The 12,989-nt window shown below is 68.2% G+C and carries 10 protein-coding genes; 2 read left to right on the forward strand and 8 right to left on the reverse strand.

The annotated features are described in order from the left end of the window. The first annotated feature begins 190 nt into the window (after positions 1-190). Positions 191-3,385, forward strand: coding sequence for a CHASE domain-containing protein (locus ACK4ZD_RS07150; RefSeq protein WP_409660030.1), 3,195 nt, complete (start codon positions 191-193; stop codon positions 3,383-3,385). Positions 3,386-3,397: 12 nt separating this feature from the next. On the opposite strand, the gene ACK4ZD_RS07155 is transcribed toward ACK4ZD_RS07150, so the two are convergent. The 8 genes from ACK4ZD_RS07155 to ACK4ZD_RS07190 form a co-directional block, all read right to left on the reverse strand. Then, positions 3,398-4,723 (reverse strand): TRAP transporter large permease, encoded by a 1,326-nt coding sequence (locus tag ACK4ZD_RS07155; protein ID WP_409660032.1) that lies wholly within the window; start codon positions 4,721-4,723, stop codon positions 3,398-3,400. Then, complete coding sequence (locus tag ACK4ZD_RS07160) at positions 4,720-5,208, reverse strand: TRAP transporter small permease (RefSeq protein ID WP_409660034.1); 489 nt, start codon at positions 5,206-5,208, stop codon at positions 4,720-4,722. The genes ACK4ZD_RS07155 and ACK4ZD_RS07160 overlap by 4 nt, the downstream gene beginning before the upstream one ends. Before the next feature lie 102 nt (positions 5,209-5,310). Further along, the gene (locus tag ACK4ZD_RS07165) at positions 5,311-6,339 is read right to left on the reverse strand and encodes a TRAP transporter substrate-binding protein (protein WP_409660035.1); all 1,029 of its coding nucleotides are present in this window, start codon (positions 6,337-6,339) and stop codon (positions 5,311-5,313) included. A gap of 3 nt (positions 6,340-6,342) precedes the next feature. After that, the gene (fahA, locus tag ACK4ZD_RS07170) at positions 6,343-7,707 is read right to left on the reverse strand and encodes a fumarylacetoacetase (protein WP_409660037.1); all 1,365 of its coding nucleotides are present in this window, start codon (positions 7,705-7,707) and stop codon (positions 6,343-6,345) included. Further along, complete coding sequence (gene hmgA / locus ACK4ZD_RS07175; RefSeq protein ID WP_409660038.1) at positions 7,704-9,011, reverse strand: homogentisate 1,2-dioxygenase; 1,308 nt, start codon at positions 9,009-9,011, stop codon at positions 7,704-7,706. Before hmgA ends, fahA begins: the two co-directional genes overlap by 4 nt. A gap of 5 nt (positions 9,012-9,016) precedes the next feature. Next, positions 9,017-9,232, reverse strand: a complete 216-nt coding sequence (locus tag ACK4ZD_RS07180; RefSeq protein ID WP_409660040.1) for a DUF2783 domain-containing protein — start codon at positions 9,230-9,232, stop codon at positions 9,017-9,019. 13 nt (positions 9,233-9,245) lie between these two features. Further along, on the reverse strand, positions 9,246-10,940 hold the full coding sequence (locus tag ACK4ZD_RS07185; RefSeq protein ID WP_409660042.1) for an FAD-dependent oxidoreductase: 1,695 nt from the start codon (positions 10,938-10,940) through the stop codon (positions 9,246-9,248). Continuing rightward, positions 10,937-11,893: an MBL fold metallo-hydrolase gene (locus ACK4ZD_RS07190; protein WP_409660043.1), complete on the reverse strand. Its 957-nt coding sequence runs from the start codon at positions 11,891-11,893 to the stop codon at positions 10,937-10,939. Before ACK4ZD_RS07190 ends, ACK4ZD_RS07185 begins: the two co-directional genes overlap by 4 nt. Positions 11,894-12,071: 178 nt before the next feature. Between ACK4ZD_RS07190 and ACK4ZD_RS07195 the strand changes: the two genes are divergently transcribed. Further along, positions 12,072-12,893, forward strand: coding sequence for an IclR family transcriptional regulator (locus ACK4ZD_RS07195; RefSeq protein ID WP_409660045.1), 822 nt, complete (start codon positions 12,072-12,074; stop codon positions 12,891-12,893). Positions 12,894-12,989: the final 96 nt, after the last annotated feature.

Here is a 12,989-nt window from a genome sequence, read left to right on the forward strand (position 1 = left end):
TCCTTTCGGTCGGGGTCTAAGTTAGCGTGCGCCGTGCCCGACCGCAAGGCTGCGGCCGCCTTGCTTGGACATGGCGCCGGCGTGGGGTGTTACGCTGCGCGTCGAATCCTGATCCAGGCCCCGCCCGCGGTCGCGGCGGGTTCGTCTTGGCACCTCGAGCGTTGTGATGAATCCACACTTTTGGCGTACCGTGTGCGTTCCGCTGCTTGTGACGGCGGCGGGCTACGCTGTGCTCTCGATGGCGGCTTTGCCGCTGGGGCTGCCTCAAGGCTACGCTTCCCCGCTGTTTCCCGCGGCGGGCTGGGCACTGGCGTGCACCCTCGTGTGGGGGCACCGCGCTTGGCCGGTCGTGGCCCTGGTCGGCGCGGGCTTCGCTGATGCAGCCGGACTCCCGGGCCTGCAAGGGCAGCCCCAGCCCTGGGTGGTCCCGGCGATCGTGGGGCTGGGCGCGGGACTCCAGGCTTGGCTGGGTGCAGCGCTGGTGCGCCGTCAGGTCGGGGATTCGCCGGCCCTGGAGGTTGCGGGCGATGTGCTGCGCTTCATCCTGTGGGGCGGGCCGCTGGCGTGCGTGGTGAGCGCCTCTGCCGGCACCCTGGCCTTGGGGATCACCCAGGCCGTGCCTGCCGAGGATCTGGCCGTGACCTGGTTGACTTGGTGGTGCGGCGACACCCTGGGGGTGCAGGTGGCCGCGCCTGTGGCGCTGAGTTTCATCGCCGAGCCCGCACAGGCTTGGCGCCCGCGTCGCTGGACCGTGGCTTTGCCGCTGGCTGCCGTGACCTTGGCTTTGGAGCTGGCACTGTTCCAGTTGGCGCAGGGCGAGCAGCAACGGCGCAGCGTCGAGGCGTCCCGGGATGCGCAAGCCCTGGTCGAGACGCTGCGGCGTGAACTCTTGCGCTACCTCGATGCCTTGGACGCGATGCATGGCGTGTTCGTGGCCTCCGAAGAGGTTACCCGTGCCGAGTTCCGGCGGGCGGCCCAGCCGTGGCTGGAACGCTTGAAAGGGGTTCAGGCCCTGGGGTGGCATCAGCGATTGCACCCGAAAGACCTGCCGGACTTCGAAGCCCGGGCATGGGCCGACGGTTTGGCCGGCTTCAAGGTGTTCAATCGCAGCGATGGGGTGCCGCCGCCCACGGACGAAGCCATGGTGATGCAGTTCGTGGAGCCGATGACGACCAATGCGGCGGCGCTCGGGGTCAATGTGTTGAGCATCCCGGCGGCCGCGGCGGCCATCGACCTGGCCCGCCGGGAGGGCCGAACAGTGGCTTCTGGCGGCTTTCGCCTGACGCAGGATCCACAGCAACGTTCGGGCGTGGTGCTGTACCGCCCGGTCTACGAAGGCGATCCGCTCACGGCGCAGGACCGGCTGCGCGCTACCGTGGGGATGGTCTTTTTGACCCTGCTGGTCGACGAGGCCTTATCGTCCACCGTGCAGGGGTTGCCGGACCATCTCAGCCTGTGCTGGGTCGATCATGGACCGTCGGACCGGCCGGCTGGAAGGCTGCAGCCTCAGCGCTTGAGTGGTGCGCCGGGTTGCGAAGGCGACGCATGGGGGGGCGACACCGGGCACGTGATGCGTTTTCCCGTCGCGCTGGCCGGGCGCGAGTGGGATTTTCGGGTGCTCATCGACCTGCGCCGCCTGCCTGGCCCGCCGGCCTGGGCTTTGTGGAGTTTCGCGATGGCCACTTTGGTGGCCACGGCCTTGCTCAGCGTCTTGCTGCTGACGCTGACCGGGCGGGCGCGTCGTGTCGAACTGGCCGTGCGAGAGCGCACGGCCCAGGTGGAACGGGAAGCCGCTGAGCGCAGCGCCGCGCAGACTGCACTGCGCGAGAGCGAACAGCGTCTGCGCAATATTTTCAACACCGTGCCCGTGGGGATCGCTTACACCGATTTACGCGGCGGCATCATTCAGGTCAATCCCGGCTTTTGTCAACTGACCGGATACGGCCCCGAAGAGCTGACCCAGATGACGACGGCGGCGCTGACCCACCCGGACGACCGCGAGGCGGATGCCCGTTTGCTCGTCAGCCTGGCCCAAGGCAGCATCCCCAGCTATCAGCGCACCAAACGGTATCTGACCCGTGACGGCCGCACGCGCTGGGTTCGCGTCGACGTGCGCCCTCTGTTCGATGCCGAAGGCCGGCCGTATCGGACGGTGGGCGTGATCGAAGACATCACCGAGCGCTTGCAGCTCGAGCAAGCCGAGCGTGCTCGCCAATTGGCCGAGGCGGCCAACCGGGCCAAGAGCGATTTTCTCTCCCGCATGAGCCACGAGCTGCGCACGCCGCTCAATGCGATGCTCGGGTTTGCCCAGTTGCTGAGCATGGACGACGCCGCAGTCACCGCCCCGCAGCGTCGTCAATGGCTGGCTCAGATCCAGAAAGCGGGCTGGCACTTGTTGGAGATGATCAACGATGTCCTCGATTTGTCGCGCATCGAGCTGGGCACCATCGAGCTGCGCACCGAAGCGTTGCCGCTGCGCAAGTTGGTGGCCGAGTCGGTGTCGATGGTCGAGGCCGACGCGGCGCAACGGAAGGTGCATTTCGAGATCGACACGCCTTCCGTGGAGGGGGTGTCGGTGATGGGGGATGCCACGCGCGTCAAACAAATCCTCATCAACCTGTTGAGCAACGCCGTGAAGTACAACCGCGAAGGCGGAACGGTTGCGGTGTGCGCCCGGCAGGTGCCTTGCCCGGGACATCCGGCCACCACGGTGGTGGAGATCGATGTGCGTGACACCGGCCTGGGCCTGAGTCAGGAGCAGCTGGACCATTTGTTCGAGCCTTTCAACCGGCTCGGTCGGGAGCGTACAGCGGCTGCGGGCACCGGGATCGGCCTGGTGATCAGCCGCCGCCTGGCCGAAGGCATGGGTGGGCAGTTGCGTGTGAGCTCCCAGCCAGGGCAAGGTTCGACCTTCACGTTGCAGCTGCCCGCTGCCGCGCACCCCAGTGCTGGGGTTTCCGGCTTTGGCGAACTGTACGATGCCGGGCCGACATACGGTGAGCGCCTCGTGTTGTACGTCGAAGACAATGAGGTCAACGCCGAGGTGATGCGCGGCGTGCTGGCCCAGCGGCCGCAGTTGGAAGTGAGCATCGCTGGCACCGGCGCCGAAGGACTGGGGCGCGCGTTTCGGCGTGTGCCCGACCTGGTGCTGTTGGACCTGCACCTGCCTGACATGCATGGTCTGGAGGTGCTGCAACGCCTGCGCAACGACCCGCGCACGGCTCGGGTGCCGGTGGTGGTGGTCTCGGCCGATGCCCTGCAGGACCAGATCGAGGCGGCCTTGCGCGCGGGGGCGCAGCGCTACCTCACCAAGCCGGTGGACGTGCGCGAGGTGCTCAACGTGGTGGACGAGCTGCTGGGCGCGCGCGAGACGCGCCCGGGCTGAACCCGCCCCACCTCACCCGAACAGCCAGCGCACCGCACCCAGCGTGATGACCGGGAAGAACAGCAGCAAGGCCACACGGATGAAATCGCTGGCCAGGAAGGGCAGCACGCCGCGATAGGTTTCGCTCATTGGCACGTCCTTGCACACGCTGTTGACCACGTAGACGTTCAGGCCCACGGGCGGCGTGATCAGGCCGATCTGCACGATCATCAGCACCAGCACGCCGAACCAGATGGCCTTTTCCTGCAGATCCAGGCCGAAGAGGTCCAGGCCCATGATGGCCGGGAAGACCACGGGGATGGTCAGCAGCAGCATCGACAACTCGTCCATCACGCAGCACAGCACCACGTAGAACGCCAGCAGCGCAGCCACGATGGCCAGCGGGGGCACGTCCAGATGCGAGACCCAATCGGCCAGCCTGGCCGGCAGCTGGGTGAGCGCCAGGGCCGAGTTCATCATGTCGGCGCCCAGGAAGATCATGAAGACCATCGCTGAGGTCTCGGCCGTGCCCAGGAAGGAGCGCTTGATGCCCTCTAGCCCCAGCTCGCGCGAGGCCAGCCCCGCGATGAAGGTGCCAATGGCGCCCACGGCCGCGCCCTCGGTGGGCGTGAAGATGCCGCCGTAGATGCCGCCGAAGACGACGATGAAGATCGTCGCGATGGGCCACACGGCCACCAGCGCCTTCCAGCGCTGGGCCCAGGGCGTGGGCTCGCAGGCCGTGGCCAGGTCGGGGCGCACGCGGCAGTAGATGGCGATCACCGCCAGGTAGCCCACCACCGCGATCAGGCCCGGCACGAAGGCTGCCGCAAAGAGCTTGGCGATGTTTTGCTCGGTGAGGATGGCATACACCACCAGCGGCACCGAGGGCGGGATCAGGATGCCCAGCGAGCCGCCAGTGGCCAGCACCCCGGTGGACAGGCGGCCCGAGTAGCCATGCGCCTTCATCTCGGGGTAGGCCACCTGGCCGATCGTGGCTGTGGTGGCCACCGAGGAGCCGCATACCGCGCCGAAGCCCGCGGCGGCCATGATGGCCGCCATGCCCAGGCCGCCCTTGATGTGGCCGATGAAGGCTGCAGCCGCCTTGAACAGCGCCCGCGACAGGCCCCCTTGGGTGGCGAACTGGCCCATCAGCAGGAACAGCGGGATCACCGACAGGTCGTAGACCGTCAGGCGCGCCACGGCCGAACCCTTGAGCAGGTTCAGCAGGGCCAGCTCGTTGGTCATGGCCCAGTAACCTACCGCGCCGGGAATGAACATCGCCGCGGCGATGGGGATGCGCAGGGCCATCAGCCCCAGCATGGCCGCGAACATCACGAGGCCGATCGTCGTGGGGCTCATGCCGTGGCCTCCGACTCACGGCCCAGGAAGTGCATGAGCGCCTGGTAGAGCGCGATCAGCGCGGTCAGCGCAAAGCCCGGGGCCAGCACGACGTAGACGATCCACATCGGCAAACCCATGATCATCGAGGTCTCGCCAGCGTCCTTCACCGAAATGGCGCCTTCGCCCGTGCGCCAGGCCAGCAGGATCACCATGGCGGCCAGCAGCACGGCGCCGATGCCGTCCAGCACCTGGCGGCTGCGCTCGGAGGCCTTGAGCGTGAAGAAGTCGACGATGATGTTGCCGCCGTGCAACTGGCACCAGGGCAGGCACAGCGAGATGGCCAGGGCGATGCCGAACTGCGTGAGTTCCACGTCGCCCTGAATGGGGGTGGACCACAGCGTGCGGCTGACGATGCTGGCGACCGTCATGCAGCCCACCAGGGCTGCAGCCAGGCCGCCGATCAGCGCAAAGACCATCGCGGTCCAGCGTAGCAGGTGATACATGCGGTGGGCTCCAAAAAAGGGCGGGCGCGCCGCTCGGCGCGTCCGCCCTGGTCCGGTATCACCGGACGATGGTCCGGCGGCTCGGATGTCCCGGCAAGGGGATTACTTCTGATGCTTGGCGATCATCGCGCGGGCGTCTTCCAGCATCTGCTTGCCCGGCAGCCCGGCCTTGTCCATCGCGGCGACCCAGTCGTCGTACAGCGGCGCGGAGGCCTTGATCCAGTTGTCCACCTCCTCGGCCGGCAGCGTGTAGAAGGTGTTGCCGCGTTCTTCGGCGGGCTTGCGGCCGGGGGCGCGGGCCGCGTCCCAGGTCTTGCCCGCCGCCGCCGACAGCACCGCGCCGCTGTGGCGGTCGATGACGGCCTTCAGGTCCGCCGGCAGGCTGTTGTATTTGGCCGGGTTCATCGCCAGCACGAACACCGAGGTGTACAGCGCCGGGCGGTTGTCCGGCGTCTCGGTGTGGAACTTCACCATCTCGTGCAGGCGCACCGAGGGGATCACTTCCCAGGGCAGCACGAAGCCGTCGATCACGCCCTTGTTCACCGCTTCGGCCACGGCCGGCAGCGGCATGCCCACGGGCGAGGCACCCAGGCTGGCCAGCAGGCGGTTGGTCTGCCGGGTGGGCGCGCGCATCTTCAGGCCCTTGAAGTCGGCCAGGGTCTTGATCTGCTTGTCGCGGGTGTGCACGTAGCCCTGCTCGTGCACCGCGAACATCAGCGGCTTGACGCTGGCGAACTCCTTCTGCGCGTACTTCTCGTAGAACTCCCAGGCCGCCTTGGAGCCGGCCTCGGCCGAGCGGATCATGAAGGGCAGCTCGAAGGCCTCCATGATGGGGAAGCGGCCGGCGGTGTAGCCCGGCAAGGTGAAGGCGATGTCGACCACGCCGTCGCGCGCTTGGTCGATCAACTGCGCCGGCGTGCCACCCAGCTGCATGGCTGGGAAGACCTGGCATTTCAGGCGGTTGTTGGAGTCGGCGGCGATCTTGTCGCACCAGGGCTGCAGCACCTTGGTGGGCGGCATGGCCTGGGCCGGCCAGAAGTGATGGACCCGCAGGGTCACGTCCTGGGCCTGGGCGGCCAAGCCGAAGGCGGCCGCCAGGGCCACCGCGCAGGTCTTCAGCAGCAGTTTCATGGATCAGTCTCCTGGTTGTGAAATGTCAGGGTCGCGCAAGAGGGGGGTCAGCGCCGGGGCCGGCAGCACCGTCCCCACGCAATCGGAGAACCCGATGGCGCGGAAGCCGTCGCGCTCGCAACGCGCCCGCAGGATGACAGTATCCCCATCCTCCAGGAAAGTGCGAGTCTCACCGTTCATTAATCGCACCGGATTCTTCCCACCGCACGTAAGTTCGAGGAGCGAACCTCCTTGATCCGCTTCAGGACCGGACTGGGTGCCCGAGCCCAGCAGGTCGCCGCTGGCCAGGTTGCAGCCGTTGATGCTGTGGTGGGCGATCATCTGGCCCACCGTCCAGTAAGCGTCCCGGAAATTGGACTGCATCAAGCGCTGGGGTTCCTGGCCGTTTTCCCGCATCCGGGCCGTCTGCAGCCACACCTCCAGCGTGATGTCGATGGCGCCACGGCCGCGGGTGTCGTCCGAATCCAGGTAGGGCAGGGGCTGAGGGTCGCCCTCGGGGCGGCTCCAGGGGCGGCGGAAGGGTTCGAGCGCCTCCATCGTGACGATCCACGGCGAAATCGTGGTGGCGAAGTTCTTCGACAGGAAGGGGCCCAGAGGCTGGTATTCCCAAGCTTGTATGTCGCGAGCCGACCAGTCGTTGAGCAGCACCAGGCCGAAGGCGTGGTCCTCGGCCTGCTCAATGGGGATGGGCTCGCCCAGCGCATTGCCGGAACCGACGAAAACGCCCAGCTCCAGCTCGTAGTCCAGCCGCTGGCAGGGGCCGAGGTGGGGCGTGTCGGCCGTGGGTGGTTTGAGCTGGCCCAGCGGCCGGCGCAAGACCTGCCCGCTCACGCCGATCGACGAGGTGCGGCCGTGGTAGGCGATGGGCACCCATTTGTAGTTGGGCAGCAGGGGATTGTCGGGCCGGAAGAGCTTGCCCACTGCGGTGGCATGGTGGATGCCGGTGTAGAAGTCGGAGTAGCCGTCGATGCGGCAGGGCAGGGCGTACTCGGCCTGGGCTTGGGGCACCAAGCAGCGCGCCAGCACGCCTTGCTGGGTGCTGCCGTGGCGCAGGCCTTGCGAGAGCGCGCGGCGAAGCGCCACGCGCACGCCGCGGCCCTGGGCCATGAAGGCGTTGAGCTCCCCGCCCACGCAGGCCGCCAGGGCCTCAGCCACGTCGGCCGGCAGCGCGCCGGCCTGACGCGCGGCCGTGAGGTCGACGATCTGGTCGCCGATGGCCACGCCAGGGCGGAAGGCCTCGTGGCTGCCGGCGCGCCGGAACCGGCCGATCGGCAGGTTCTGGATCGGAAAGTCCGTGGCCGCGTCGTTGGCCGTCTCGACCCAGGACCGCAGGGCCGGGTCGTGGGTGTCGTCCAGGCGCGAGTTCATCCTTGGGCTCCTCCTCGGAACTGGTCCTTCAGGCCTTGCCAGCACTGGGCGTAGGCGGTGTCGAGCGTGCCGCTGTTCATGGCGTACTCGGTGGGCACGAAACGGTAGCGGCTTTCGAACATGAAGGCCAGGGTGTTGTCGAGCTTGTGCGGCGAAAGCGGCGCGGTGCTGGCCTTCTCGAAGGCCTCGGTATCGGGGCCGTGGGGCACCATGCAGTTGTGCAGCGAGGCCCCGCCGGGCTTGAAGCCCTCCGGCTTGGCGTCGTACTGGCCATACACCAACCCCATGAACTCACTCATCAGGTTGCGGTGGTACCAGGGCGGGCGGAAGGTGTCCTCGGCCACCATCCAGCGCGGCGGGAAGATCACGAAATCGCAGTTGGCCGTGCCCGGGGTGTCGGACGGCGAGGTCAGCACCGTGAAGATCGACGGATCGGGGTGGTCGTAGCTGATCGAGCCGATCGTCATGAAGTGCGCGGTGTCGTACTTGAAAGGCACGAGATTGCCGTGCCAGGCCACCACGTTGAAGGGCGTGTGTCCCTGCGTGCTGCGCCATAGGCGGCCGCCGAACTTCTTGATGATTTCGTACTCACCGCGGCCGTCTTCCCAGGCGGCCACGGGGGTGAGGAAGTCGCGCGCATTGGCCAGGCCGTTCGAGCCGATGGGGCCGAGTTCGGGCAGGCGGAAGAAGGCGCCGTAGTTCTCGCACACATAGCCGCGCGAGGGGCCGTCGGGCAGCTCCACCTTGAAAGCCATGCCGCGCGGCACCAGGGCGATCTCGCCCGGCCCGGCTTCGAGCACCCCCAGTTCGGTGACCAGGCGCAGCCGACCCTGCTGCGGCACGAAAAGCATCTCGCCGTCGGCATTCACCAGCGCACGGCGGCCCATCGAGCGGCTGGCCAAGTACACGTGCGCGGCCACGCCGCACTGCGCGTCGGCGTCGCCGTTGGCCACGATGGTGCGCAAGCCGTCGACGAAGTCGTGTGCGGCCTCGGGCAGGGGGAAGGGGTTCCAGCGCAGCGGTTCGGGCGGCACGGCCACGCCGCCGGCGGCGCCGGTGGTCCAGTAGGGCTGTTCGTAGGGCCGGTAGGCCCCGGTCACCACCGAGGGCTGGCGGCGGTACATCCAGGTGCGCCGGTTGGCCGCGCGCGGCGCGGTGAAGGCGGTGCCGGACAGCAGCTCGGCGTACAGGTCGAAGGGCGGACGCTGCGGGCTGTTGCGCCCGATGGGCAGCGCGCCGGGGAGGGCCTCGGTGGCGAATTCGTTGCCGAAGCCGCTGAGATAGGACAGGGGGGCGTCGTTCATGGACATCATCCTGCGGAGTGGGAAGAGGAGAGCACGCTGTCGCGCGCAGCCTGCAGGGCCTGGCGCAGCACGTCGGTGTCGCCGATGTGGTTGGCCAGCAGCAGCACGAGCTTGGCGTTCAGTTCATGGCTCTGCGCAGTCGTGAGTTCACGGTGCGTGTCGATCAGCGCTTCGTAGAAGTCGTCGGGCGCGTCGAGGTGGGGGGCGGTGATGAGGGACATGGCTTTCGGCCTCTCAATGCAGGGCCAGCGCACGGCGCAGCGCGGCGCGCACCGACTCGGTGGAGGGCTCGCGCCAGCGCGCGCACACATGCTGGTCGGGGCGCAGCAGGTAGACGGTGCCGGGGCGGGCGTCGTAGCGCCGGGCCACCAGGCCTTCGGTGTCGACCAGGCTGCGCACGCCGTCGAGGTGGCGCGCGCCGTCCGTCACGAGCAGCACCTCCAGCTCGGTCAAGCCTTGGGCGGCCTCGCGCACGGCGGCCAAGCGCTGCGGCGCATCGGGCCCATCGAAGACGAGTGCGGCAAAGCGCGAGCCCTGCAATTGCCGCAGCAGCCAGCCGGGGCGGCCGTCCACCGTCACCGGGGCGTCCGTGGCCGCAGCGCCGGGCACCATGCGGCCCTCGAAGGCCTCGGTGTCGGGGGTGTTCAGCGGCGAGTCCCGCAGCGTGGCCGGCACCGACAGCCGCCCGCTGTTGACCAGGCTGCGCGCGAAGGCGTGGTCTTTCGCCAGGTCGAGCACCGCGTCGCGGAAGAGCCGGCTCACCTCGCTCTTGGGCGTGATGAAGTCGGTGGCGCGCGTGGAGTTGCGGATGTTCTCGTCGGCCGCATATTCGCGCTCGGTGCCGTAGCTGTCGAGCAGCGCCTCGCCGGCCTGGCCGCGCAGCACGGCCGCAAGCTTCCAGGCCAGGTTCTCGGCGTCTTGCACCCCGGAGTTGGCGCCGCGTGCGCCGAAGGGCGAGACGAGGTGGGCCGAGTCGCCGGCGAAGATCACCCGTCCATGGCGGAAGCGGTCCATGCGCAGGCAGGAGAAGGTGTACACGCTCACCCATTCCAGCTCGAAGGGCATGTCCGGGCCGAGCAGCGCCTTCACCAGCGGGATCACGTTCTCGGGCCTTTTCGCCTCCTCGGGATCGGCCTCCCAGCCGAGCTGGAAGTCGATGCGCCACACGTCGTCGGGCTGGCGGTGCAGCAGCACGCTCTGGTTCGGATGGAAGGGCGGGTCGAACCAGAACCAGCGCTCGGTGGGGAAGTCCGCGTGCATCTTCACGTCGGCGATCAGGAAGCGGTCGCGGAACACCCGCCCGTGGCTTTCCTGGCCGATCATCTGGCGCACCGGCGAGCGCGAGCCGTCGCAGGCGATGAGGTAGCCGGCTTCCAGCGTGTAGGGGCCTTCGGGCGTGTCCACCGTCAGCTCCACATGGTCCGCTGCGGGCCGCACGGCGGTGACGCCGTGCTGCCAGCGCAGGTCGATCAGCGGCAGCTCGGCGATGCGCTCGGCCAGGTAGCCTTCGGCGTAGTACTGCTGCAGGTTGATGAAGGCCGGGCGCTCGTGGCCGGATTCTGGCAGCAGGTTGAAGCCGTAGATCTGCTCGTTGCGGAAGAAGACCTTGCCCACGTTCCACGACACCCCCTTGGCCACCATGCGGTCGCCGCAGCCCAGGCGGTCGAAGATCTCCAGCGTGCGTTTGGCAAAGCAGATCGCGCGCGAGCCCACGGACAGCTTGTGATCGTTGTCCAGCAGCACCACGCGCACGCCCTGCTGCGCCAGGTCGATGGCCAAGCTCATGCCCACCGGGCCGGCGCCCACCACCACCACCGGGTGGCGCACCGGAGCGGCGGCGTCCTGGTCGGGGGAGCGTTCGTAGTCGAAGCTCACCGTCTGGTAGTCGATGCCCTCGCCGTGGGCGCGGGCCAGGTCACGAAGGTTCATGACTCCAGCGCCTCCCACATCTGCCGATCGCGCTCGGCCGTCCAGATGCGCGGGTCGGGGTACTGCGTGACCTCGTCGTAGCAGCGCGTGACGTCAAAGGGCATGCAGTGGTCGAAGATCACCCAGTGGCCGTACTTGGGCTGTAGCCTGGCGTAGGTGTCCTTGTAGATGGTCTTGAGATCCTTGCCGGCGGCCACCCCTTCTTGCACGCAGGCGTGGACGTCGGCAATGAAGCTGCGCGTGCCGGCCAGGGCGGCCTGCACCTGCTCGGGCGTGGTCAGCGCCGCGCCGCGGCCGGGCACGAGTTTGTCGGGGTTCAGGGCGGCGATGCGGTCCAGCGTCTGGGGCCAGTCCTTGAAGTAGGCGTCGCCCGCATAGGGCGTGGCGTCGAACTCGACCAGGTCGCCGGAGAACAGGATGCGCTCCTGGGGCAGCCAAGCCACTGTGTCGCCTTTGGTGTGGCCGCGGCCCAGTTGCAGCAGCTGCACCTCCAGCCGACCCAGCCACAGCGTCATCTGGCCGGTGAACGCGAGGGTGGGCCAGGTCAGCCCTGGCGGGACGGTCTCGACGTTGCGGAACAGGCGCGGGAAGCGGCCGATCTCGCTGGCCTTGTCGGCCTCGCCGCGCTCGCGGATGAGCTCCAGGGTGTCGTGGCTGGCGATGATGTGTTCGGGGTGGTAGGCCGAGGCACCCAGCACGCGCACGGCGTGGTAATGGGTGAGCACGACGTACTTGATGGGCTTGTCGGTGACTTGGCGGATGCGGGCGATGACGTCCTGGGCCATCGCGGGCGTGGCTTGGGTGTCCAGCACCATCACGGCGTCGTCGCCGATGATCACGCCGGTGTTGGGGTCGCCCTCGGCGGTGTAGGCGTAGGCATGCTCGGACAGCCGGGTGAAGCTCACCCGCTTCTCCTCGAGATCGGCCTGGCTGGCAAAGGCTTTCTGACTCATGGGGGCTCCTGGTCGGTGGGGCGCTGCGTTATACGTAGGCGAAGTAATTTGACATCGCTGAACTAAGCTTGATCGTAGTCAACTTGTTTGCTAATGTCTAATCAATTTGATGCGTGAGAACCCGAATCCAGGGAAAACCCTGAGCCTAGGGCCCGAGGGCCTGGAAAGAACATCCATCGTGGACGACAACCACACGAAGTCCGAGCGCGACCGGCGAGGCATTCAGAGCGTCGAGGTGGGCGGGCAATTGCTGCGGGCGCTGGCCCATGCCGGGCGTGCTTTGCCGTTGAAGGATCTGGCCCGTGAAGCCGGCATGGCCCCGGCCAAAGCGCACCCCTATCTGGTGAGCTTCGGCAAGATCGGCCTGGTCGAGCAGCACGAGGCTAGCGGCCACTACGGCCTGGGGCCTTTGGCGCTGCAGCTTGGCCTCATCGCCTTGCAGCAGGCCGACCCGGTGCGCATCGCCACGCCGTTGATCGCCGAGCTGGCCCAGCGCATCGGGCACACCGTGGCCGTGGCAGTGTGGGGCTCGCGCGGCCCCACCATCGTGCGCATCGAGGAGTCGCCGGCGGCGGTGCACGTGAACATGCGCCACGGCACGGTCGAATCCCTGCCTGGTACGGCGTCCGGGAGGCTGTTTGCGGCCTACCTGCCGCCCGAGACCGTGCGGGCGGCCCTGGAAGAGGAGCGCGCCCGCGAAAAAGCCCTGGGCCTGCGCGCCCAGCCGGGCATGCCCCCGCCCAAGCCTTTGCCGCGTTGGGAGGACTTCGAGCCCACCTTGGCCGAGGTGCGCGCCCATGGCTTGAGCCGCTCCGAAGGGGCGGTAATCCAGGGCGTGAGCGCCATGTCCGCCCCGGTGTTCGATCACGCCGGCCAGATGGTGATGGCTGTCACCGCCATCGGACCTTCGGGGGTGTTCGACACGCGCTGGGATGGCGAACTGGCGCGAGCCCTGCGCGAATGCGCGCGGGCGGTGTCGCAGAGGTTGGGGGCGAGGTAGGGTCAGCGGCCGCTGTGGCCGGGCGGCTCAGCGCGCTTCAGGGTGCCATGCGGCGCGCTTGCGCGAACACATCTTCGGCGGTGAAGGTCTCCACCT

Origin of the sequence: Caldimonas sp. (assembly GCF_046291045.1) — a bacterium.
In the GTDB taxonomy this organism is placed as follows: Bacteria; Pseudomonadota; Gammaproteobacteria; order Burkholderiales; family Burkholderiaceae_C; genus Caldimonas.

Bases quoted from the DNA above. Each gene is read 5' to 3' on its own strand.
- ACK4ZD_RS07155 (WP_409660032.1), bottom strand. From the start codon at position 4,723: ATGAGCCCCACGACGATCGGCCTCGTGATGTTCGCGGCCATGCTGGGG.
- ACK4ZD_RS07160 (WP_409660034.1), bottom strand. From the start codon at position 5,208: ATGTATCACCTGCTACGCTGGACCGCGATGGTCTTTGCGCTGATCGGC.
- ACK4ZD_RS07165 (WP_409660035.1), bottom strand. From the start codon at position 6,339: ATGAAACTGCTGCTGAAGACCTGCGCGGTGGCCCTGGCGGCCGCCTTC.
- fahA (WP_409660037.1), bottom strand. From the start codon at position 7,707: ATGAACTCGCGCCTGGACGACACCCACGACCCGGCCCTGCGGTCCTGG.
- hmgA (WP_409660038.1), bottom strand. From the start codon at position 9,011: ATGAACGACGCCCCCCTGTCCTATCTCAGCGGCTTCGGCAACGAATTC.
- ACK4ZD_RS07180 (WP_409660040.1), bottom strand. From the start codon at position 9,232: ATGTCCCTCATCACCGCCCCCCACCTCGACGCGCCCGACGACTTCTAC.
- ACK4ZD_RS07185 (WP_409660042.1), bottom strand. From the start codon at position 10,940: ATGAACCTTCGTGACCTGGCCCGCGCCCACGGCGAGGGCATCGACTAC.
- ACK4ZD_RS07190 (WP_409660043.1), bottom strand. From the start codon at position 11,893: ATGAGTCAGAAAGCCTTTGCCAGCCAGGCCGATCTCGAGGAGAAGCGG.